Origin of the sequence: Chitinophaga sp. CF418 (genome assembly GCF_900142925.1) — a bacterium.
GTDB lineage: Bacteria > Bacteroidota > Bacteroidia > Chitinophagales > Chitinophagaceae > Chitinophaga.
In genome coordinates, this window is sequence record NZ_FRCN01000006.1 from 454678 (window position 1) to 475249 (window position 20572).

Consider the following 20572-nt stretch of genomic DNA (forward strand, 5'->3'; position numbering starts at 1 on the left):
TAAAGGGTCTTATATCGGGATAAAGGGCTTTCGTATACATAGTTTGAAACTGCATTGGCGTCTTTCCTAACATTGCACTAACGATTGCGGGAAAGCGCCATCCTCAGGACAGCACTTTCCCGCAGTGAAGAAAAGCTCTTTGACATATTGGAATTTAAAACTAATTGATACCGTCCGGTTCCTGTTTATTATTGCGGAATTCTCCTGGCGTAAATCCTGTTTTGGTTTTGAATAATCTACTGAAATGAGAAGCGTGTTCAAAACCCAGGTCGTAGGAGATCTCACTAATGGACCTATTGGTGCTCCAAAGCAGGTTTTTAGCCTCCTGAACAAGCCGGAGATGAATATGCTCCTGTGTTGATTTCCCGGTGAATTTATGCAGCAGGTCGGCGAGATATTTAGCAGACAGGTTCAACCTGGAAGCAAAGTATTTCACATCCGGCAGGCCGTCCTGTTGCAATATTTCCCGGGTGAAATACTCGTTTAACATAAACTCAAATTGCTGCACGATGTCGTTGTTCACCTTCTCCCTTGTCAGGAACTGTCTGTCGTAGAAGCGTTCGCAATAGCTGAGCAACAGTTCGATATTGGAGACGATCAGGTGTTGTGTATGTTTATCTATGCGCCCTGCGCATTCGCGTTCAATTTTGCTGACACAGTCATACAGGATGGCTTTCTCTTCTTCTGAAACGTGTAAGGCTTCATTGAGATCATAGAGGAAAAAAGAGTACTGATGTATCAGCCGGCCCAGTCCTGAGGTGTTTATCAGGTCAGGATGAAAGAATAAGGCCCAGCCTTCTTCCACCTTTACTTCCTGCACTACGCTAAGCACCTGCCCGGGGGCGGTGAACATAACAGAACCTTCTTCAAAGTCATATTGCGACCTGCCATACATGATCTCTCCCTTAAAACGTTTGCAGGAAACCAGGTAAAGATCCATCTGGTAGCCGATGCCCGGGTCCAGTACACTATGGTTGATAGACCTGAGATCAATTACGCTCACCAGTGGATGCTTCGGCGCTCCACACTCGTAAAGCCGGTGCAATTCGCTGATTGTTCTGACATTAATCACCTTTCTTTCCATCTTGCTAATTTAGTGTTTTTTACCTGCGTTCCCTGCTTACTTATGCCTTCGTATCTTTACGTGTCCCCCTGTTACTCCTTGCCGAAAAACAACTGGTCAAACTGCTCCCTGAAAGCATCTGCTCCGATACGGGTCCGGGTTGCATAAAATTGCTTACCATCTTCCCCGGCGATATAACGTAACTGGTTCTTCCCATCAGTAGCCGCTTCATATACTGTTTCAGCAATCACGGCGGGCGGTGTTAATTGCTCAGGATTCATCACCTGACCGAATATCTCATTGGCCTTTTCAAGGATCGTTTGATAGGGCTCCGTATTCAATGTGCCATACACCAAAGACCGGCCCACAAAATCTGTACGGATACCTCCGGGAAGTATATTCTTTATACCGATCCCAAACTTTGACAACTCAAAATGCATACTCTCTGCCAAACCTTCCAATCCCCATTTTGCTGCATGGTAAAGCGCATTTAAGGGGAAGGTGATCATGCCGCCAATAGATGAAGTGTTGATGAAAAGCCCGGCCCTTTTCTCGCGGAAGTAAGGGATAAACGCTTTCGTTACCCTGATCACGCCCAATAGATCTGTGTTGAGCAAATTGGTGATCTGTTCATCCGAAAGGGTTTCCAATGGCCCTACAAGTCCATATCCGGCATTGTTAAACACCACATCGATATTGAACTGACTCGTAGCCCTGTGCACGCATTCTTCTATGCTGGCAAGGTTGGTCACATCCAACTTTAATAAGGTAACATTATCCAATAATGAGAGTTCTTTTTCTTCTTCCGGTTTACGCATGGTAGCTATAACGTTCCAGCCTTTGCTATGAAAAAGTTTTGCGGTTGCTTTGCCCAATCCTGATGAGGCGCCTGTAATGAAAATTGTGTTTGACATTGTGTTCTTTTTTTTAACAAATTTCGGGCGGTGGACGGGGATAGAATTATACTTTTGGCGGCATGTCTTAACAGTTTGGCGTATCCATTTATCTGAAGGAACACAATCTACAGATTTACAATAAATTGAGCAGATCCCTGCAGTACGTCGTCTTCCTGCTTCTCTTTGTGGGGAGTATTTAAAAAGTATTAGTAATAAAGAGCCGTATTCGTTAATTTTGATTAATTCCTATTTCCAACTATTTGATTAGAAATATGTACGACAGGCTATTCCATTATATTGAGCAATACAGCAACTCCACACTTTCTGAAAGCGAGAAAGAGGTTCTTACTAATACATGGAAGCCACAAACATTAAAGAAGAAAGCGTTTTTTCTTAGAGAAGGAGAGCTCTGTAATTTCGCTGGTTTCATAGTAAAAGGCGCCATGCGTCAGTATACGGTTGACGATAACGGCATAGAACATGTAAGTGAGTTAGCGATTGAAAACTGGTGGATTGTAGACCGTAAGAGCTATTTTGAACGCACACCTGCCACCACCTACATTGAAGCCTGGGAGAATACGGAAATGCTGGTGCTGAAAAGATCTAACCTCGACATTATTCTGGAAATCCCCTCCATTAAAGAAATGTTCTGGCAGATGAACCAGAGAAATCAGATTGCATCACAACAGCGGCTAAACGATATCGTTTCGCTACCAGCCTCCAAAAGGTATGAGAATCTACAAAAAAAGTATCCTGCGATCATAGAGCGATTCCCCCAGCACATTATAGCCTCCTATCTTGGCATAACCAAAGAGACCTTAAGCAGAGTAAGGAACCGCATAGCCGGAAAGAATCCCTGAAGCCAGCCATCATCCATCTCTCTACTTTTTCATTACAATTTTCTTTGTTGATCTAGGTCATCGTTTTGCCCCTATTGGCGGGGCTAACTTTGTTCCCGGAAGTGAAGGACGTACCACTTCTTCTTAACCGATTATCTAATAAATTCAAAGAAAATGAAAAAGTTTAAGATCGAGGATTCGGTCATGTTATTGATCGACCACCAGGCGGGAACACTGAATTTCGCTGCAAACCGTTCCCATGACATCATTATCAGCAGAACCAGGGCACTTGCCAGGGTTGCAAAGGAACTAAATATTCCGGTTGTACTGACCACCAGTCAGGAAGACCGGGCACAGGGACCGCTTATCAAAGACCTGCAGGAGATCCTGCCCGCACAGTATGAAAACAGGATAAAAAGAGCCGGTGTTACTAACGCCTGGAATGATCCTGCATACAAAGCGGCAGTGCTTGAGGCCGCCGCTGGACGCAAAAATGTGATCATGGCCGGACTGACAAACGATGTTTGTATTGTATGGCCGTCCATTTCCATGCAGGAAGAGGGATTTGATGTACAGGTCGTAATTGATGCGGGTGGCTCTCCAACTGAGATTGCCGATGATGTAGCAAGACGGACCTGGGAGGGCCAGGGTGTCAGGACAACTTCCTTTAACCAGTTAATTTCTGAGCTCGTTCACAGCTGGGCCACCCCCGAAGGAGAGAAGGTCATTCCTATCCTATTCGAAGAGATTTTTTCCAAACTGATCTGATTTTACACCGAAGTGCCGGATTGACCGGCACTTCATAATCATGCAAAAGTTGATACGCAAGATAACTGCAAACTCGTTTTCGGGCAAAGGGCCCATAAGGATATTATATCCGGGGATGAACATATCTGATGGTGATAGCGGAATAGGAAGTATAGGACGGATAGACCATGCAGAGATACATGGAGGAGGCACCATACCCATGCATCCGCATGTCAATGATGAGATACTTTCTTATTTCAGAAGCGGAGAAGCCCGGCACCGGGATTCTGAAGGCTTTGAGGAAACTATCGGCAGGAACAAGCTTATGCTGATGAAGGCTGGTAGATCCTTTTACCATGAAGAGACCATGGATGGGAATAAGGAGCCCCTTGAAGGACTCCAGATTTTTATCCGTCCCGGCAGGAAAGACCTTGACCCGGAGGTGACCTTTTTAGAACTCGAAGAGTTCCATAGTGATAACAGCTGGAGATTGATCGCTTCTCCAACAGAACAGACTCATTTGCGCTTCAGTAGCGAAACCTGGATCTATGACACCAGACTTTTGAAAGGCAGTAGCATTGCTATGCCAGAGCTGCCCAGGAGGGATCTGACCGCATTGCTTTATGTTTATAAAGGTTCGGCAACAGTAGATGGAGAACTAAACCTGGTGAAAAGAGAAAGTATCGTACTGACAGGCGAAGAGAAGATTACTTTGACGGCGCTGGAAGATACTGAGTTCGTGCTGTTTCTCACTGATGAAAAGACTGAGATTTTTAAGGATGGTATGTATAGCGGGAACCAGTTTCGTTAGTTAAGGGTTAAAAAATTTCAATGATGACTGAGATTACGGTAACACAAAAAGATGATGGGGAACACTTCGGTGTTGCAGGAGGAAATTACAGGGTTGTGATTTCCGGAGCACAAACCGGTGGAATATATGCTGTCATAGAAATGACCGTTCCGCCAGGTGGAGGTCCGCCTCCGCATGAGCATCCGTTTACCCGGGAAATGTTCTATGTACTCGAAGGAGAATTGGAGTTTCAGACCCAGCCCGGAAAGGTTATTTTAGGCAAGGGTGGTTTCATAGATATTCCTCTTAATGGCCCCATACACTGTTTCAGGAACGTTTCCGGCAATATGGCCAGGCTACTTTGTACCGTGATACCCGCCGGACTGGAGAATGTCTTCAGAGAGATCGGAATACCGGTTGCCCCGGGAGAATTTCTTCCCAGGCCGGAACTCACAGCCGAGCGGGAAGCATTTCTCGGGATGGTCGACCAGAAATACGGTCAGACCACCTACGCACCAGACTACTTTGAAAGGGATATATAATTTCATGTATCACTGATGTCAGCAATAAAAATAAGAAATGGAAAAACAACATACAGTGGAGGTCACCGGAGCACCGGTAATTCCAGGCTTTACAAATGATAGATTCGAACTGAACGGTATTGGGATACACTACTTGTTGGGAGGAAATCCGGCAGGAAAACCAGTGATACTTTGGCATGGGTTTATGGGTTCTTCGCAATCCTGGAAGAAAGTTATGCCGTTGTTGGCCGATGCTGGATTTCACATACTTGTTCCTGATATGAGAGGTTATGGAGATTCGGATAAGCCCGAGGGATCGGAAGGATACGATGCCCGTACGATCTACGGAGACTTCAGGGCTTTAGTGAACGGGATCGGTTTCGGTAAGGGACAGCCCCTGACACTCGTGGCGCACGATATGGGAGCTGCTCCAGCGCTGATATGGAGTGCAGATCATCCCGATGAAATTGCGGCGCTGCTCTATATGGAAATGGTAGTAGTGGTCAGCGATGTACTGGAGAACCATTTATCTTTTACGCCCGAAGTTATGCATAGTAAATTGGGACCGATGTGGTGGTGGATCCTTCCTTTTGCACAGGAGGCACTGGAAGTACTATTTGTTGGTAAAGAACGTGATTTCGCAAATTGGTTTTACGACTGGATAACGGCTAATAAAAAGGCGATCGGCCCTGAAGAGATCAATGAGACGCTACGTACATTTTCAGGTAAAAAGGGAGTAAACGGGGCTTTCGGCATATACAGAGGAGTACTTGCATCTATGAAGCAGACTAACCCTTTACTTTCCCGGAAAGTTACAGTACCTATCGTGGCTGTGGGAGGAGAATATTCACTGGGTAAAGGCGTTGCGGAAATGGTTAGCCTGGTGGCAGAAAATGTCTCAATGGAAATAGTCAGTGATGCCGGTCATTTCCTGGCAGAAGAACAGCCGGAAAAGATTGCGGAGCTTGTTGTAAACACTGTTAAAAACTTTGCTTAGTGTCGAAATTCCAAAAAGCCTTCTGTCATTCCACATGTAACGCAGGCAACTGGTGAATGTCTAAACATGCTCCGGTTACTGAGTAGTTCAAAATAATAACCGCACACATTTGACTTATCATGATCAGATACGCTACATGATAAGTCAAATGTAATATTGCCGATCATTTGATATACTCATTACAAAAGATCGTAAGATTTTACTGATATTTGGGGCTCTTATGATTCAGGAAAACAACATTGCTTTAGCAGGCACACCATTAACAGCTGCTAAAAGTCGCCGCATAGAGTCTATTGATCTGCTCAGAGGTACCATTATGATCATTATGGCGCTTGATCATGTCCGCGACTATTTTCACGCATATTCATATCTCAACGATCCGACGGACCTGCAACATACCAGCGTCCCGATCTTCCTTACGCGATGGATCACGCATTTCTGCGCGCCCATTTTCATGCTCCTGGCCGGCGTCTCCGCCTGCCTTTATGGAGTGAAGAATGGCCGTAAGGCGCTCTCCGGTTTCCTCCTTACAAGAGGCCTCTGGCTGGTGATGGTAGAGATGCTCCTTATTACTTTGTTCTGGACCTTTAATCCTCATTACCCGGGGTTTATCCTCCAGGTGATCTGGGCATTCGGTATCAGCATGATGGTGCTCTCCCTGCTGATCCATTTGCCCCGGGCGGTGTTATTGCCCCTTGGCATCATCCTGGTAGCAGGACATAACGCCCTGGATAATGTGCACGTTGCAGGTGATGGTCCTGCCGCGGTGCTATGGTCGGTATTACATCAACCTAATTTTGCAGGATTCCCTATCGGCCCCTTCCGCTTTATAGTAGGGTATCCTGTTATTCCATACATTGGCATCATTAGCTTAGGCTATTGCCTGGGTAGTCTCTACACAAAGGATACCGCTCCGGAAACCCGCAAAAAGCTGCTGCGTAATTTTGGCTTCGGGGCTATCGCTCTTTTCATCATCCTCCGTTGGATAAATGTTTATGGCGATGCGGCACACTGGTCAGTACAGAAGAATTTTCTGTTTACCGTGCTCTCTTTTATCAATGTATCGAAGTATCCGCCTTCATTGCTGTATATTCTGATGACGCTGGGCCCCGCATTACTGTTCCTCGCATATGCTGAGCAGCCATTGAACAAGCTTACTTCCAAAATAACAATCTTCGGCAGGGTGCCTATGTTCTTCTACCTGCTGCACATCCCATTGATACATGGACTGGGCGTGCTTGCAGCCGGCTTATCCGGACATTCTGCCGGAAGCATGGTCAACCTTACTACATGGGTGACGTCTAATCCTCAACTACGAGGATATGGATTTTCACTGCCTGTTGTATACCTGGTATGGATAGTGGTGATGCTGATGTTATATCCGGTGAGTTTAAGGTTCAGCAAATATAAACAGGCGAACCAGGGAGAGAAAAAGTGGTTGAGTTATTTCTAAAAGACATTTACTATTTCCCTGTGATGAGATTGTCGAATCACAGTCTCATCCTAACATGCAAGTGGTTTCCCGGCTGATTCAGAGAGGCACAGAAAAGGGGGCTGTCTCATAAATAACTTTTACCCAAATTTATTCGGGTACCTGATGGAGAAAATTTTCGTATAAGAAATTCTCAGAGCCATCGAGTTACTTATGACACAGCCCCCTTTTTCTTATAACAAAAGCCTGCTGTAAACTTACTTGGTTCTTGTCAGCTTTGCCGAAATCCTTGTAAATATTGCATCAATAAATGGGACACCTACAAATATCATCCACGGAACTAACGAAATGGTGAGCAGGAATGTCCGCTGATACAAAGGTAGCGCTGACAGCTCTTCTCCAAACAGGTAAAGAAATAACGTGATGGATGGATAGATTACTAGCCAGATCTTGAGTGATGCGATCAATTTATTTTTTGTTTTCACGCTCATTATTTTAAGTAAAATATTTTTTGCACAGCGAAACTAATTTCAGGTAGTAGTCTCTTTACAGGACAAACGTGTGGTATCACTAATATGGCTTAATTACCTGTCCGGTATTGGCCCCAAACATTGCTTTACGGAAACCATATTCCAGCTGTCGCATCGTCACCGGAATATCGCCGGGGAAATAAGGGAAATATTGCGGCGAGTCTTCAATCACTGTAGGACTTATAGCATTAATGCGTACGCCATTTTCCATTTCAATGGCTGCCGCTCTCACAAAACCCTCCACCGCGCAGTTGGCGGCAGATGCATTGGCAAAATTCTTTTGTGGCTCGTGCGACAATGCACCGGTAATTAGTGTAAACGATCCTTTGGAATTTATGTAGTGCTGACCGATCAGTACAAGGTTTATCTGTCCCATCATCTTTCCTTCCACGCCCTGCCTGAATGTTTTATCAGTAAGGTTTTTCCAGGGGCCAACATATGTCGGTCCTGCTGTTGAAATGAGCGCATCAAATGGCCCCACTTTCCTGTACATGTTTTCAATAGATGCAGTGGACGTAATGTCGACATCCACATCACAACCTTTGGTAGCGGCTGTAATCACTTCATGCTCTCCTTTAAAGGCAGCGGCCAGATACTTTCCCATAGTGCCCGATGCACCGACGATGATAATTTTCATTATTTTATATTAATATTTTGATGTATGCAAAACTAAATACGTCTGGGGATGGTATCGTAGGACGATCATGCAGTTGTGCAGGACATATTTAAAATCCTGCTAGTTTACCCTCGGTAAATATAACAGCCTGTATATAGCATTATATAAATAAAAAACCGTCCCAATTATTATTGAGTTCTTCTTTTTGATATTTTATTAGCCTGTCCAATCTTCCTTTTTTTGGCTAATACCATAAATTATGTTAGACTTGCATTATAATTTAATTTAGCCTTACCTAAAAAATGAAGATAAATATACCTAAAAAATGGATAATCACAGCCATTACGGTTGCAACCATCATTTCTTTCATGGCCTGCGAAAAACTACTACCGGGTACTCCCCCGGACGATAGTCTGCTGGATGGCCCTGTGGAAGGTTTAACGCCCGAACAGCACCAGATCTTCCTCCGGGGGGATGTGGCATTCAATGATGATGTTTTCACGCCCACAACCGGCCTGGGACCAATGTTTGTAGCTACTTCCTGCAAAAGCTGCCATGCCGGTGATGGTAAAGGGCATCCTTTCACCACGCTGACACGGTTTGGGCAAAAGGATTCAACGGGCAATAAATTCCTGCACCAGGGGGGCCCGCAGTTACAAAACAGGGCCATTCCGGGATTTCAGCCAGAACAGATTCCTGCGGAAGCAACTTTTTCCAGCTTTACCCCTCCTGCCAATACCGGGCTTGGTTTCTTAGATGCAGTACCGGATGCTACTATCCTTGCCCTGGCTGACGAAAATGATGTAAACGGCGATGGTATATCCGGACGCCCTAATTGGGTGTATGCACCTGCCTACAGCAACATACGTCCCAATGCGATTGTACGAAACGGGAAATACATTGGGCGTCTTGGAAAGAAGGCTGCCACATATAGCCTGGTACAACAAACGGTGACTGCTTATAATCAGGATATCGGTATTACATCCACTTACGAACCCTACGACACTTACAACGGACTGGAAATTGATCCGGAAGTAACTTATCAGACCGTAAATGACGTGGTATTTTATCTGCAAACGCTGAAGGCGCCCATTCCACGCAACCAGGATCGTGAAGATGTACAGGCGGGCAAACAACTCTTTATAAATGCCGGTTGCGGCAAATGCCATACACCTAACCTGACTACCGGCAGCTCTTCTATTGCTGCCTTATCTAACAAAACATTCCATCCCTATACCGATCTGTTATTGCATGATATGGGCAGCGGACTGGATGACGGTTATACTGAAGGTTCCGCAACAACTCCGGAATGGCGTACACCACCGCTATGGGGATTAGGGCTTTCAAAAAAATCGCAGGGCGGACAATACTTCTTACTACATGACGGCAGAGCTAAAAGTATAGAAGAAGCAATACAACTGCATGGCGGAGAAGGACAGCAAAGCAACACAAACTTTCAACAGCTATCTCCGGCTGAAAGGAACAACCTGATAAAATTCCTGGAATCACTTTAATTACCTCTTATCAACGCTATATATGAACCGGAGAGATTTTATAATGAACGGCTGCGCCGCCTGTCTTTCTATAACGGTGTTATCACCTCTGTTGACATCCTGCAAAACCACCCGCTATATTTCCGGCACAATGGGGAATGATGGGTTAACGATCAGCAAAGATGAATTTAAGCAGATAAAAAAGGGTAATGCTGCCTATCGTTCTTTTCTCATTGTCCGCAATGACGCACTGCAGTATCCCATTTATGTTCGTCGCTTCAGTGACACGGAATACACGGCTTTATGGATGCGCTGCAGTCACCAGGGCGCAGAGCTCCAGGCGTCCGGCGAGTACCTGCAATGCCCTGCGCATGGCAGTGAATTCAACAATAAAGGTGCGGTTACAAATGGTCCGGCAGATAAAAATCTGCGCACCTTCCCTGTAACTGTAAACGACAATGAATTATTTATTGATTTAAGAAAAGCATGAAGAAATATCTACTTTTTGTTATCGCCTCTTTTTTCTTTTCCCATGCCGGGGCGCAGATAGATCCTTCGCTGCTGCGGAGGGTGCCTAAAGACACATCGCGTCTGCCGATGAACATGGATGCTGTATACAACCGCCCTTTTCTTCAAATGGGAAAACTACCCGTTGCATTGGGTGGGTATGTTGAAGCCAATTATCAATACTTAAGCGAAGACGGAAAAAGCGAAGGTCATCAGTTTCAGATGAGAAGATTGACGCTGTTTGTAGCATCCACTATTTATAAACGCATTAAGTTTCTATCAGAGATTGAATTTGAAGATGGCACCAAAGAAATTAATATCGAATTTGCTTCTGTCGACTTTGAACTTGATCCTTTGCTAAACCTGCGCGGTGGCGTGATCATGAACCCTATTGGCGCGTTCAATCAGAACCACGACGGCCCTAAATGGGAGTTTGTAGACCGGCCTATTTCAGCCACTCAGATGTTACCTGCTACCTGGAGCAATGTGGGTTTTGGCCTGTATGGTAAAAAATATACTGACAATTGGGTATACGCGTATGAACTCTATCTGACCAATGGTTTTGATGACAAGATCATCACCAACAGTGAAAACAAAACATTTCTGCCTGCCAGTAAAGAGAACAAAGACCGCTTTGAAGAAAGTTTTAACGGTAGTCCGCTGTTTACCGGAAAAGTAGCTGTGCGGAACAGAAAGATCGGAGAATTAGGTCTCTCTTATATGGGTGGGGTTTACAACAAGTACCAGGAAGATGGATTGACGCTGGATAAAAAAAGACGGGTAGATGTATTTGCGGTTGACTTTAATACCACACTACCAGGGATTAAAACTTCTATCAACGGTGAATGGGCATGGGTACATGTGAATGTACCGGATACTTATACAGAGCAGTTTGGCAGAAAACAACAGGGAGGATTTGTTGATTTTGTTCAGCCGGTTCTGAAAAAGTCCATGCTGGGTTTTGAAAATGCGGTGTTGAATGCTGCGGTGAGATTGGAGTATGTAGATTGGAATAAAGGGACTTTCAAATCGACCGGAGGGAATATTGCGGATGATGTTATTTCTGTTGTACCGGCTGTTAGCTGGCGGCCTACGTCGCAGACGGTGATACGGTTCAATTACAGGTATAACTGGCAGCGGGATATTTTAGGAAATCCTCCTGCGAAGCTGGCGGGGTATCAGTTTGGGATATCGACGTATTTTTAGGAGATATCGGTTGTGATTAAAATAGTGATCGGGGAAGGCGTTGTAATGCATTAACTACATCTGCCTTCCCCGGTTCTTTATATTAAAATAATCATCCCTGGAAGATCTTCAGAGACAGCGCATCCTGGCTGGGCAAACTATCCGGCAGCTGAACAACAAGGGTATCCTGTCCCCGTTCAAAATTTACGGGCCCTTTTCCCAGCAATTCAACCTTTGCAATCTCCGAAGGATAATAGCTACTCCCCGCAGCGAGGGATTTAATGCGAATCTTCCCGTCTACAGGCACCCCGAGGACTATCGCATACAGGTTCCCCCCCTTCGTGGTAAAGCGAATATCTTCCGGCCCGAAAGGTTTTCCTTTGCCTTCGTTAAAGCCGGGCCCATTAAGCGGTGCGGCAGATTCAATGGCAGGGCCTTCACCGTATATTTTCCAGGGGCGGGTGCCGAATATAGCTTCGCTGTTTTGCTGCATCCAGGAAGCAATGCCTTCCACCACCACCAGCTCCTCAGCATCAATGGAACCATCACCACGTAAAGGAACACTCAGTAAAAGGTTACCATTCTTGCTCACCACATCTGCAAGGGTGTGAATGATCGTTCTGGCGGACTTATATCTTTTCTGATCGTAGATCCTGCGGTCATAGTGCCAGCTGCCGATGCAGGTATCTGTTTGCCATACAAAAGGCTCAATGCGGTTACTTTGTCCCCGTTCAATATCCCAGACCATACACTTCCGCTGCTCTTCATCAAGTATCTTTCCGTTGAGCACCGCCTGGAGCTTGCCATGCCGCTTAATGCTGCTATTATAGAGGTGAGCTGCTATACGTAATCCGGCATCACTTACGGGCCATAAAGGCAGTACGGTATCATCGAAATAAACCAGGTCGGGTTCATAACGATTGATCAGGTCAACAGTGCGATTGAAGAATTTCTCACAGTAATCACGGCCTGGCACACTTGCGCCGGCGCCCCAGTCCCATTGTTTATGTATAGTGCCGCTATCTTTTGCATTCTCACTCAGGGGATGGTTTTGCGCATAGAGTTCCTGTGGGTCATATCCATTCCACCAGGTGTTTTTGCCATCGGCTTTGGTGATCTTCCCATCATAAGGAATACCCGCCAATGCCCCTTTTTTATCAGCCAGTTGAGCCTGTTCATACCAGGTCCATGCATGCGCAGCATGCACGCTTACCCCAAAGAAGAGCCCATGTTTCTTAGCTGCTTTCGCCCAGCCATCGATCAGGTCCTTTTTAGGTCCCATGTTTATGGCATTCCACCGGTGGTATTTGCTATTGTAATTGTCGAAATTGTCGTGGTGATTGGCCAGGGCTACAAAATATTGAGCGCCTGCCTTTTTGTACAAAGAAAGTAGCTGATCAGGGTTCCAGTTGTCCGCTTTCCATTCGTTTATGACATCTTTAAACCCGAATTTAGAGGGATGCCCATATTTCTGCACGTGATAATTGTAATGATCACTTCCTTCTTCATACATACCTCTCGCATACCAGTCACCATGTTCAGGCTGACATTGAGGTCCCCAGTGTGCCCAGATGCCAAATTTGGCATCCTGGAACCAGCCAGGCACCTGGTATTGCTTAAGCGACTCCCAGGAAGGTTGAAAAGGCCCTTTTAGCATGCGCTCCCCGGACGGCAGGCTTTCAAAAAGAGAGGTGGCATGGCCATAGCGGGCAGCTAATAATGCCGGAACCATTCCAGCTATTCTCCTGATGGCGGTACGTCGTTTCATATCGTGGTTTTTACGAAGAAAAATAAAGGTAGCAATTGCCTTCTTTTACGCTTTATGCTATATCGATAAAAAGTTGCACTTTATCGATATTTAAACGATACATTTGTTACAACTACCTTGTAAATGAGCAGAGAACGGAAATATCCGGATTTCATTTTACTGAATGTTGGACACGCAGTACATGAAGCCGACTGGAACTGGAAAAATATATGCAGTCCCTTTACAAGGATACACCTGGTGGAAAATGGGACGGCAAGAATAATCCGGGAAGGCAAAACTTATGAACTGAAAAAAGATCACTTATATCTTACACCCTCTTACATCGTTCATGGGTACGAATGTGAAGGCCATTTATCATTGTACTATATCCATATCTATGAAGAGACAGACAATCAGCCGAGTATTTTCGACCTGGTCGATTTCCCTGTGGAAATTGAAGCAGATCCGCTAACAGTTCAGCTAATCAAACGTCTTGCGGGCATCCATCCGGACCGGAGGCTGAAATACTATGACCCTGTCTCCTACGATAATTCGGCTATGCTCATTAAAAATATAGCACTTCAAAAGACCTCACCCCGGGCTTTTGAAATGGAAGCAGAGGGTATCATTAAACAGGTCTTCTCCCGCTTCCTGGTCCACGCATCTGACAAGGATCTGGATATTGACGAGCGGATATTGAAAGCGCTGCATTATATCCATACGAACATAGATAAACCAGTCAATGTAGAAGAACTGACTGCGAATAGTTTCCTTTCAAAAGATCATTTTATCCGCCTGTTTAAAAAAAGCATGGGGTGCACACCAGGAAAGTACATCAGTCAAAAGAAAATAGAGAAGGCGCAGCGGATAATGCTGTTAAAGGATGTGTCAATCAAGGATCTGGCTTACAGTTTAGGGTTTGAAAATATTTCGTATTTCAACCGTTTCTTTAAAAAGATGACGGGAGAGAATCCGGGGAGTTATAAGAAGAAGTTGCGTCTGTTGGGCAAAAGTGGTCAGGAGGAATAAAAAGTGATAACTTTGCGCCCGAAATAAAGCAAAACACTTGGGAGACAATAGTGGAAGTAAGGTGTCTTATTTTTTGGAGGAATCGATAAAACAGATAACATTACCTGAACGGTTTACCTTTCCATTTTATTACGAGCCACATCCTTTAACAAAAATAGCAGCTGCGGAGCTGCAACATTACCTGGAAACTCAAACTGACCTTGAGCACAACTTTGGACTGGATGACAACCAGGACGGAACCGCCATCGGGAAAATGTTTGGCGTTTTGGTAGTACGTTGTACAGAAGGGAGGCTCGGCTATCTGTCAGCTTTCTCGGGCAAACTGGCAGGCTCGAATGATCATCCGAAATTTGTGCCGCCTGTCTTCGATATGCTGGTTGAAAACAGCTTTTTCCTCAAAAAGGTGGGAATCATCAACAGCATTAATCTTCAGGTGAATGAGTTATCCTCAGATGAAAGCTATCAGCGCCTAAGTCAGGACATTGAAAAGCTGTCAGCCGAGTCCCGGCAGGAAATTACGGCTTTCAGGACACAACTGAAGAGCAATAAAGACAGCAGGAAGAAGCTTCGTGAACGGCTGAAAAGCAGCCTGGATCACCAGGAGTATGCCATTGCAGAAGCACAACTTGTTAAACAGAGTCTGTACGATAAGCATCAGCTTAAAACGCTTACAGATAAGTGGGACCGGCTGCTGGAAGAAATGCGGACAAGATTGGCTCAATTTGAGGCTAATATCGAAGCCTTAAAAAATGAACGTAAGGAAAAATCAGCCGCTTTGCAGCAACAGCTTTTTGATCAATATGTATTTTTGAATAAAGACGGCAAAAGCAAGAGTTTACACGAAATTTTCAGCCTCACTCCTTTTGGCAAACCACCTTCAGCCGCTGGTGAATGTGCCATTCCCAAACTATTGCAATTTGCATTTGCGAATGGCTACCAACCTATTGCCATGGGTGAATTCTGGTGGGGTGCTGCACCGAAATCTGAGATCAGAAAACATAAGCATTTTTATCCGGCATGTACAGGTAAATGCAAGCCCATTCTGGAACATATGCTTGAAGGAATACCCGTAGAAGAAAACCCGCTTTTACACGCCCCGAAAAAAGACAGCAGGCTTGAAATAATTTATGAAGATGAGAGTCTTGTTGTAGTCAATAAACCATCCGGATTACGTTCTGTTCCAGGCGTGAATGTGCAGGATTCTGTCTATACCAGGTTAAAAGATGTATTGGGCGATACCGAGCCGCTTATTGTTCACCGGCTGGACATGGATACTTCAGGATTGCTGGTGGTAGCCAAAACGCAGGAGGCACACAAACATATTCAGCGGCAATTTTTGAAACGTACAGTCAGCAAACGTTATACGGCTCTTCTATCTAAAGTGATTGATCAGTCAGAAGGGGAAATCGATCTTCCACTAAGCGCTGATTTGTTTAACCGGCCAAGGCAGCTGGTTTGTTTTACATCCGGGAAGAAAAGCGTCACGAAGTGGAAAGTAGTTAAGAGATACGAATCGATGACCAGGGTTGATTTCTGGCCGCTTACCGGAAGAACTCACCAGTTGCGGATGCATTCGGCGCATGAATTAGGACTTAACGCACCCATTGTTGGTGACGATCTGTATGGCACGGCATCTGAAAGGATGTACCTTCATGCCGCGCATATCGAGTTTATACATCCCGAAAAGAAAGAGAAGGTCAGATTTGAGGCGGAGGTAGGGTTTTAGATGGGCTTGCTAATTTAAACAAGATGCTATAACTTGTGTAAGCATACGGATATTGGTTCCGTTTTAAACCCTAACCCTTAGCTATGATACTTTTGCTTAGTCCACTCGAGGCAAAAAAAAAATTGCTCCTTTTCTCTTTTGCTATTTTAAGTGTTTTACAATTATCGGCTCAGGCGCCTGTTATTACTTCTTTTTCACCCTCCTCAGGTCCGGTAGGAACAGTTGTCACCATAACAGGTGGTAATTTCAGCGCCAGTGCGGGAGATAACATTGTTTACTTCGGCGCGGTCAAAACTGCAGTAACGTCAGCAACATCCACCTCGCTCACGGTAACGGTTCCTCCAGGCGCTACTTATCAACCATTCACGGTTACCACAAATCATTTAACCGCCTGGTCACCCAGGCCTTTTTTGACCACTTTTGCGGGGGGAGATGCTCCGTTTACACCCGGCTCTTTTGCACCAGCAACAGATGTAACCACAAATCTCTATCCCAATGGGGTAGTGATTATAGATCTGGATGGTGATGGCATCCCCGACCTGGCCACTTCAAATAATGCCAATTCACCCACATCTCTTATTACTGTTTGTAGAAATACAAGCAGTGGCGGGGTGCTGTCTTTTGCCAACAAAATTGATCTTGCTGCGCCTTCGGGCTCTTTACCTAACAGTATAGCGGCGGCGGATATAGATGGAGACGGGTTACCGGATCTGGTCGTGACCAATAACGTAAGTGCTACGATGTCTGTTTATAGAAATACCAGTACGCCGGGTACGATCTCATTCGCGGCCAGAGTGGAATTTGCAACAGGTGATGCGCCCTGGTCTGTGGCCATTGGCGATCTGGATGGTGACGGGAAACCGGAGGTCGCTGTCAGCAACTATTTGGCCGGTACTGTTTCGCTTTTAAGGAATACCAGTGTTTCCGGGTCGATCTCGTTTGCATCTGCGATTGATGTCCAGACAAATGTTGGCCCAAAATTCGTATCGATCGGGGACCTCGATGGAGACGGCCGCCCCGATCTGGTGACGGCCAATGAATTGAGTAAGACCATTTCCATTCTTCGAAATACCTGTAGCCAGGGTAGCCTGTCGTTTGCCACCATGCAAAATGTGAGTGTAAGCGGAGCGCCCAACAATGTTGCCATTGGCGATCTCGATGGAGACGATAAAAATGACCTCGCCGTATCCGACAATACCAATAGTTTGGTTCACCTGTACCGCAGTACGGGCAGTTCCGGAAGCATTGCTCTGGACGGGGTTATCGATCTTTATCAGCCTTCTCCAACAATGTTCGTTAGCATCGGAGATCTCAACGGCGATGGGAAGCCGGACCTGGTCAGCGCCACCCAATTAGGCCTTTATCTTTACCAAAACAATTCTACCAGCGGTACGATCTCATTTGTCAACCCCTACTTCTATTATGTGTATACTCCTGGTACCCTTCAGGTAGGAGACATGGACGGAGACAATCTACCCGATATCGTAGCAAGCAATATGGTTGCCAACGGCGTATCTATCTTTAGAAACCGGATCTCCTATCCTCATATCAGCTCGTTCTCGCCGGCCACGGCCGCCCAGGGACAAACCGTAACGATCAAAGGATCGAATTTTACCGGAACGTCTCAGGTCGATTTCGGGGGAGTGCCTTGCACCTCGTTTGTTGTGGACAGTGACACAAACATTACAGCCGTCGTGGGAGGAGGAGCATCGGGGCATATTACGGTTACTAACGGTGTGGGGGCGGATAGTGCCGCCAACTTTGTCTTTGCCGGCCCACCCATCGTAAGTTCATTCACGCCCAATATAGGCTTTGTGAGCGCTTCTATAGCTATTACGGGCTATAATTTCACTGGCTGCACCGGTGTCAGTTTTGGCGGCCGGCCGGCGGCATCCTTCACTGTCGTGTCACCCACCAGCATCACGGCCCTCGTAGATAGCGGCGCCACGGGCGATGTTTCAGTGTCGACGCTCTATGGGACCGGAACAAAAGCAGGATTTGTTTTCATCCCGCCACCGGTTATCTCGTCGTTCACACCTTCTTCAGCAAAGAACGGAGATACTGTAATGATTACGGGTGCGAACCTGTCGACTGCCATGAATGTTTCTTTCGGGCCTTTGCCGGCTGGCTCTTTTACAGTGGTGTCACCCACCTCGATCAAAGCCGTGGTCGCCGCAGGTTCAACCGGTGCGGTTACAGTTAAGACAATTGGAGGGTCGGCCAGTCTGAACGGTTTCAAATTTATAACCGGTCCTCCGCCTGTGATCAGTTCATTCAGCCCGGTTTCCGGTTTAGCAGGGACAACGGTTGTCGTTCAGGGCTTGAATTTCAATACCGCAGCGGCCAATAATATCGTTTATTTTGGGGCTTACAGGGCTCAGGTTAGTGCCGCTTCGGCCAACTCTCTGACGGTGATTGTCCCTTCGTGTGCCCAATTTGGTCCGATAACGGTCATCAATACTGGAAATGGTCTTCAGGCTGTTTCCAAGGGATTCTTTACGCCGCTGTATAGTAAGATAGTGGCCATCGACAGCAATACATTTGCGCCTGTGAAGCATTTTGATGATGACTACCAATCCTGGAATAGCAGCCTGGCTGATTTTGACGGAGATGGAAAAATGGATGTAGCTGGAGAATCGATGAACAGTACAGTTTCGATCAAGAGAAATACGAGCTCGCCCGGAGATCTTTCTTTTGCTCCGGAGCAGCATTACCATATCACGTCTCCCTATGCCGGCGGCAGCTTTGTGGGGCCTACAACCGCAGCGGATATAGACGGGGATGGGCGGATGGATATTGTTGCAGTAGACTATATTGTGAATGACACTTGTTATATCGGCGTGCTGCGGAATACGAGTACGCCCGGGCAGATCAGTTTTGAAGATGAGATTAAATTCAAAACGGTGGTCAATGCCTCTGCCCTGACCGTTGCGGATGTGGATGGAGACGGACGGCCGGATATCCTTGTTCAGGGACAAGGCGCTTCCGGCATTCTGCTGAACAACAGCAGCATCGGGGTAACATCCTTTTTACCCCAGCAGGATTTTCCTTTCCCAGGGTCAATTGCCGCCTGTGGCGACTTTAATAACGACGGTAAGATCGATTTGGTAAACAGCGGCAGTTTTTTTTCAAGCCATCCTTTTTCCATTCTGGAAAACACCAGTTCGGTCGGGATGCCCAGCTTTACAAGAGTACCTCTTTTCACCCCGGAGTATCAGCATGATCCCATCCGGGTTTCCGTTGCTGATCTGGACGGCGATGAAAAGCTCGATCTATTGATCGCAAATGGGGATGGCGCCAACTATGGTTTTAGGACTACCTGTCGTAATACAGGTACGGGCAATACTATTTCATTCGAGATAAAGGAGACCGCCCTTCCAAAGATCATTCAAACCGGTATGGCGGGGGACATCGACGGGGATGGAAAACCGGATATGATCGTAAGCACTGTCTATGAATCGATCGTCGGGGTTGCAAGGAACACCAGCACTCCCGGGAATATCTCCTTTGCCGATGATCTCTGGTATCCTTCAAGGATTTGGGCATTGGACCTGAGTGCAGCGGATATGGACGGGGATGGGAAGACGGACCTTGTTTCGAGCGGCTATGCCAGCCCATCAGGTTTTTCGGTGCTATCGAACAGAGGGGGCCAACGTCCTTCGATAAAGGCTGTCGGAGATACCGTTTTTTGTAAGGGAGACAGCGTTCTATTGGTGTCTTCCCTACCTTATTCCAATCAATGGTATGAAAATGGGGTAGCCATTCCTGGCGCCAACAATGATTCGCTGATGGTGCGCAACGGGGGTGCTTACACGAATGCTACCCTTACATCGGAACCATCGGATGCTCTGCTGGTGGAGGTTCATCCTGTTCCGGACAAGCCGTCCATCACCCGGGACGTGGCTAATGGCACGCTGGTGTCTTCCTCGGCCACAGGCAATCAATGGTATGGTAATTTTTACAGTGAAATAGCAGGCGCCAACGGACAAAGCTACAAACCAACGGCTAATGGCAATTATTTTGTACAGGTAAGTGAAAACGGGTGCAGTAGCCCTTTTTCCAATGCGTATAACTATGTGATCACAGCTATCATTGACCTGGGAGGTAATGGAAAATATCTCCGGATAGCGCCAAACCCAGTCCACGACTTTGCAAAAGTAACTTTCAATTACCCTGGCGTATATACAGTTGGCGTTGAACTGTTAGATATGAATGGTAGGGTGATGTTAACACGTAAAGATCTCCGCAGCGACGATATGCTTAATACATCCGGCCTCGCTGCCGGGGTATATGTCCTGAAGGTTTACAGCAGCAATCGTAAAATAAATGTGACGACCTTAATACTTAAAATATAGCAGGTCCTCCTTCGTGATGGTTGAGTGGCGTAAGATACCATGCGAAAATGCGACGTGTCGATTGTGCTACCGGAGAGAAAGTTATAGAATTAAAAAAGG

General features: G+C 46.1%; 16 protein-coding genes. 12 read left to right on the forward strand and 4 right to left on the reverse strand.

Features of this window, described 5'->3' with window-relative positions:
• Positions 1-160: 160 nt before the first annotated feature.
• On the reverse strand, positions 161-1084 hold the full coding sequence (locus tag F3I09_RS15895; RefSeq protein ID WP_149696019.1) for an AraC family transcriptional regulator: 924 nt from the start codon (positions 1082-1084) through the stop codon (positions 161-163).
• Between the two features lie 71 nt (positions 1085-1155).
• Entirely contained in the window at positions 1156-1977 is an 822-nt protein-coding gene (locus F3I09_RS15900) for an SDR family oxidoreductase (protein ID WP_149696020.1), read from the reverse strand.
• Between the two features lie 254 nt (positions 1978-2231).
• Here F3I09_RS15900 and F3I09_RS15905 point away from each other — a divergent pair, with 254 nt between their 5' ends.
• From F3I09_RS15905 to F3I09_RS15930, 6 genes are all read left to right on the forward strand, one after another.
• Positions 2232-2819 (forward strand): Crp/Fnr family transcriptional regulator, encoded by a 588-nt coding sequence (locus F3I09_RS15905; RefSeq protein ID WP_149696021.1) that lies wholly within the window; start codon positions 2232-2234, stop codon positions 2817-2819.
• A gap of 153 nt (positions 2820-2972) precedes the next feature.
• Entirely contained in the window at positions 2973-3566 is a 594-nt protein-coding gene (locus tag F3I09_RS15910) for an isochorismatase family protein (RefSeq protein ID WP_149696022.1), read from the forward strand.
• A gap of 115 nt (positions 3567-3681) precedes the next feature.
• Positions 3682-4356: a pirin family protein gene (locus F3I09_RS15915; protein ID WP_223233255.1), complete on the forward strand. Its 675-nt coding sequence runs from the start codon at positions 3682-3684 to the stop codon at positions 4354-4356.
• 20 nt (positions 4357-4376) lie between these two features.
• A complete protein-coding gene (locus F3I09_RS15920) occupies positions 4377-4877 on the forward strand; it encodes a cupin domain-containing protein (protein WP_223233256.1) in 501 nt (166 codons plus the stop codon).
• 37 nt (positions 4878-4914) lie between these two features.
• Positions 4915-5853, forward strand: coding sequence for an alpha/beta fold hydrolase (locus F3I09_RS15925; RefSeq protein WP_149696024.1), 939 nt, complete (start codon positions 4915-4917; stop codon positions 5851-5853).
• Between the two features lie 220 nt (positions 5854-6073).
• Positions 6074-7306 (forward strand): DUF1624 domain-containing protein, encoded by a 1233-nt coding sequence (locus tag F3I09_RS15930; protein WP_149696025.1) that lies wholly within the window; start codon positions 6074-6076, stop codon positions 7304-7306.
• Positions 7307-7855: 549 nt separating this feature from the next.
• Here F3I09_RS15930 and F3I09_RS15940 read toward each other — a convergent pair.
• Positions 7856-8452, reverse strand: coding sequence for a short chain dehydrogenase (locus F3I09_RS15940; protein ID WP_149696027.1), 597 nt, complete (start codon positions 8450-8452; stop codon positions 7856-7858).
• Between the two features lie 281 nt (positions 8453-8733).
• Between F3I09_RS15940 and F3I09_RS15945 the strand changes: the two genes are divergently transcribed.
• The 3 genes from F3I09_RS15945 to F3I09_RS15955 are packed head-to-tail and all read left to right on the forward strand — an operon-like array spanning position 8734 to position 11637.
• A complete protein-coding gene (locus F3I09_RS15945) occupies positions 8734-9945 on the forward strand; it encodes a di-heme oxidoredictase family protein (RefSeq protein ID WP_149696028.1) in 1212 nt (403 codons plus the stop codon).
• A 22-nt stretch (positions 9946-9967) separates the two neighbouring features.
• Positions 9968-10414, forward strand: coding sequence for a ubiquinol-cytochrome c reductase iron-sulfur subunit (locus F3I09_RS15950; protein WP_149696029.1), 447 nt, complete (start codon positions 9968-9970; stop codon positions 10412-10414).
• Entirely contained in the window at positions 10411-11637 is a 1227-nt protein-coding gene (locus F3I09_RS15955) for a hypothetical protein (RefSeq protein ID WP_149696030.1), read from the forward strand. The genes F3I09_RS15950 and F3I09_RS15955 overlap by 4 nt, the downstream gene beginning before the upstream one ends.
• Positions 11638-11728: 91 nt before the next feature.
• On the opposite strand, the gene F3I09_RS15960 is transcribed toward F3I09_RS15955, so the two are convergent.
• A complete protein-coding gene (locus F3I09_RS15960; RefSeq protein ID WP_149696031.1) occupies positions 11729-13384 on the reverse strand; it encodes an alpha-L-fucosidase in 1656 nt (551 codons plus the stop codon).
• A gap of 123 nt (positions 13385-13507) precedes the next feature.
• On the opposite strand from F3I09_RS15960, the gene F3I09_RS15965 reads away from it, so the two are divergent.
• The 3 genes from F3I09_RS15965 (at position 13508) to F3I09_RS15975 (ending at position 20473) form a co-directional block, all read left to right on the forward strand.
• On the forward strand, positions 13508-14392 hold the full coding sequence (locus tag F3I09_RS15965; RefSeq protein WP_149696032.1) for an AraC family transcriptional regulator: 885 nt from the start codon (positions 13508-13510) through the stop codon (positions 14390-14392).
• Between the two features lie 37 nt (positions 14393-14429).
• The gene (locus F3I09_RS15970) at positions 14430-16118 is read left to right on the forward strand and encodes an RluA family pseudouridine synthase (protein ID WP_149696033.1); all 1689 of its coding nucleotides are present in this window, start codon (positions 14430-14432) and stop codon (positions 16116-16118) included.
• 83 nt (positions 16119-16201) lie between these two features.
• Complete coding sequence (locus F3I09_RS15975) at positions 16202-20473, forward strand: FG-GAP-like repeat-containing protein (protein ID WP_149696034.1); 4272 nt, start codon at positions 16202-16204, stop codon at positions 20471-20473.
• Positions 20474-20572: the final 99 nt, after the last annotated feature.

Bases quoted from the DNA above. Each gene is read 5' to 3' on its own strand.
- F3I09_RS15950 (WP_149696029.1), top strand. From the start codon at position 9,968: ATGAACCGGAGAGATTTTATAATGAACGGCTGCGCCGCCTGTCTTTCT.
- F3I09_RS15945 (WP_149696028.1), top strand. From the start codon at position 8,734: ATGAAGATAAATATACCTAAAAAATGGATAATCACAGCCATTACGGTT.
- F3I09_RS15920 (WP_223233256.1), top strand. From the start codon at position 4,377: ATGATGACTGAGATTACGGTAACACAAAAAGATGATGGGGAACACTTC.
- F3I09_RS15925 (WP_149696024.1), top strand. From the start codon at position 4,915: ATGGAAAAACAACATACAGTGGAGGTCACCGGAGCACCGGTAATTCCA.
- F3I09_RS15960 (WP_149696031.1), bottom strand. From the start codon at position 13,384: ATGAAACGACGTACCGCCATCAGGAGAATAGCTGGAATGGTTCCGGCA.
- F3I09_RS15900 (WP_149696020.1), bottom strand. From the start codon at position 1,977: ATGTCAAACACAATTTTCATTACAGGCGCCTCATCAGGATTGGGCAAA.
- F3I09_RS15940 (WP_149696027.1), bottom strand. From the start codon at position 8,452: ATGAAAATTATCATCGTCGGTGCATCGGGCACTATGGGAAAGTATCTG.
- F3I09_RS15930 (WP_149696025.1), top strand. From the start codon at position 6,074: ATGATTCAGGAAAACAACATTGCTTTAGCAGGCACACCATTAACAGCT.
- F3I09_RS15910 (WP_149696022.1), top strand. From the start codon at position 2,973: ATGAAAAAGTTTAAGATCGAGGATTCGGTCATGTTATTGATCGACCAC.
- F3I09_RS15895 (WP_149696019.1), bottom strand. From the start codon at position 1,084: ATGGAAAGAAAGGTGATTAATGTCAGAACAATCAGCGAATTGCACCGG.
- F3I09_RS15975 (WP_149696034.1), top strand. From the start codon at position 16,202: ATGATACTTTTGCTTAGTCCACTCGAGGCAAAAAAAAAATTGCTCCTT.
- F3I09_RS15955 (WP_149696030.1), top strand. From the start codon at position 10,411: ATGAAGAAATATCTACTTTTTGTTATCGCCTCTTTTTTCTTTTCCCAT.
- F3I09_RS15915 (WP_223233255.1), top strand. From the start codon at position 3,682: ATGAACATATCTGATGGTGATAGCGGAATAGGAAGTATAGGACGGATA.
- F3I09_RS15905 (WP_149696021.1), top strand. From the start codon at position 2,232: ATGTACGACAGGCTATTCCATTATATTGAGCAATACAGCAACTCCACA.
- F3I09_RS15965 (WP_149696032.1), top strand. From the start codon at position 13,508: ATGAGCAGAGAACGGAAATATCCGGATTTCATTTTACTGAATGTTGGA.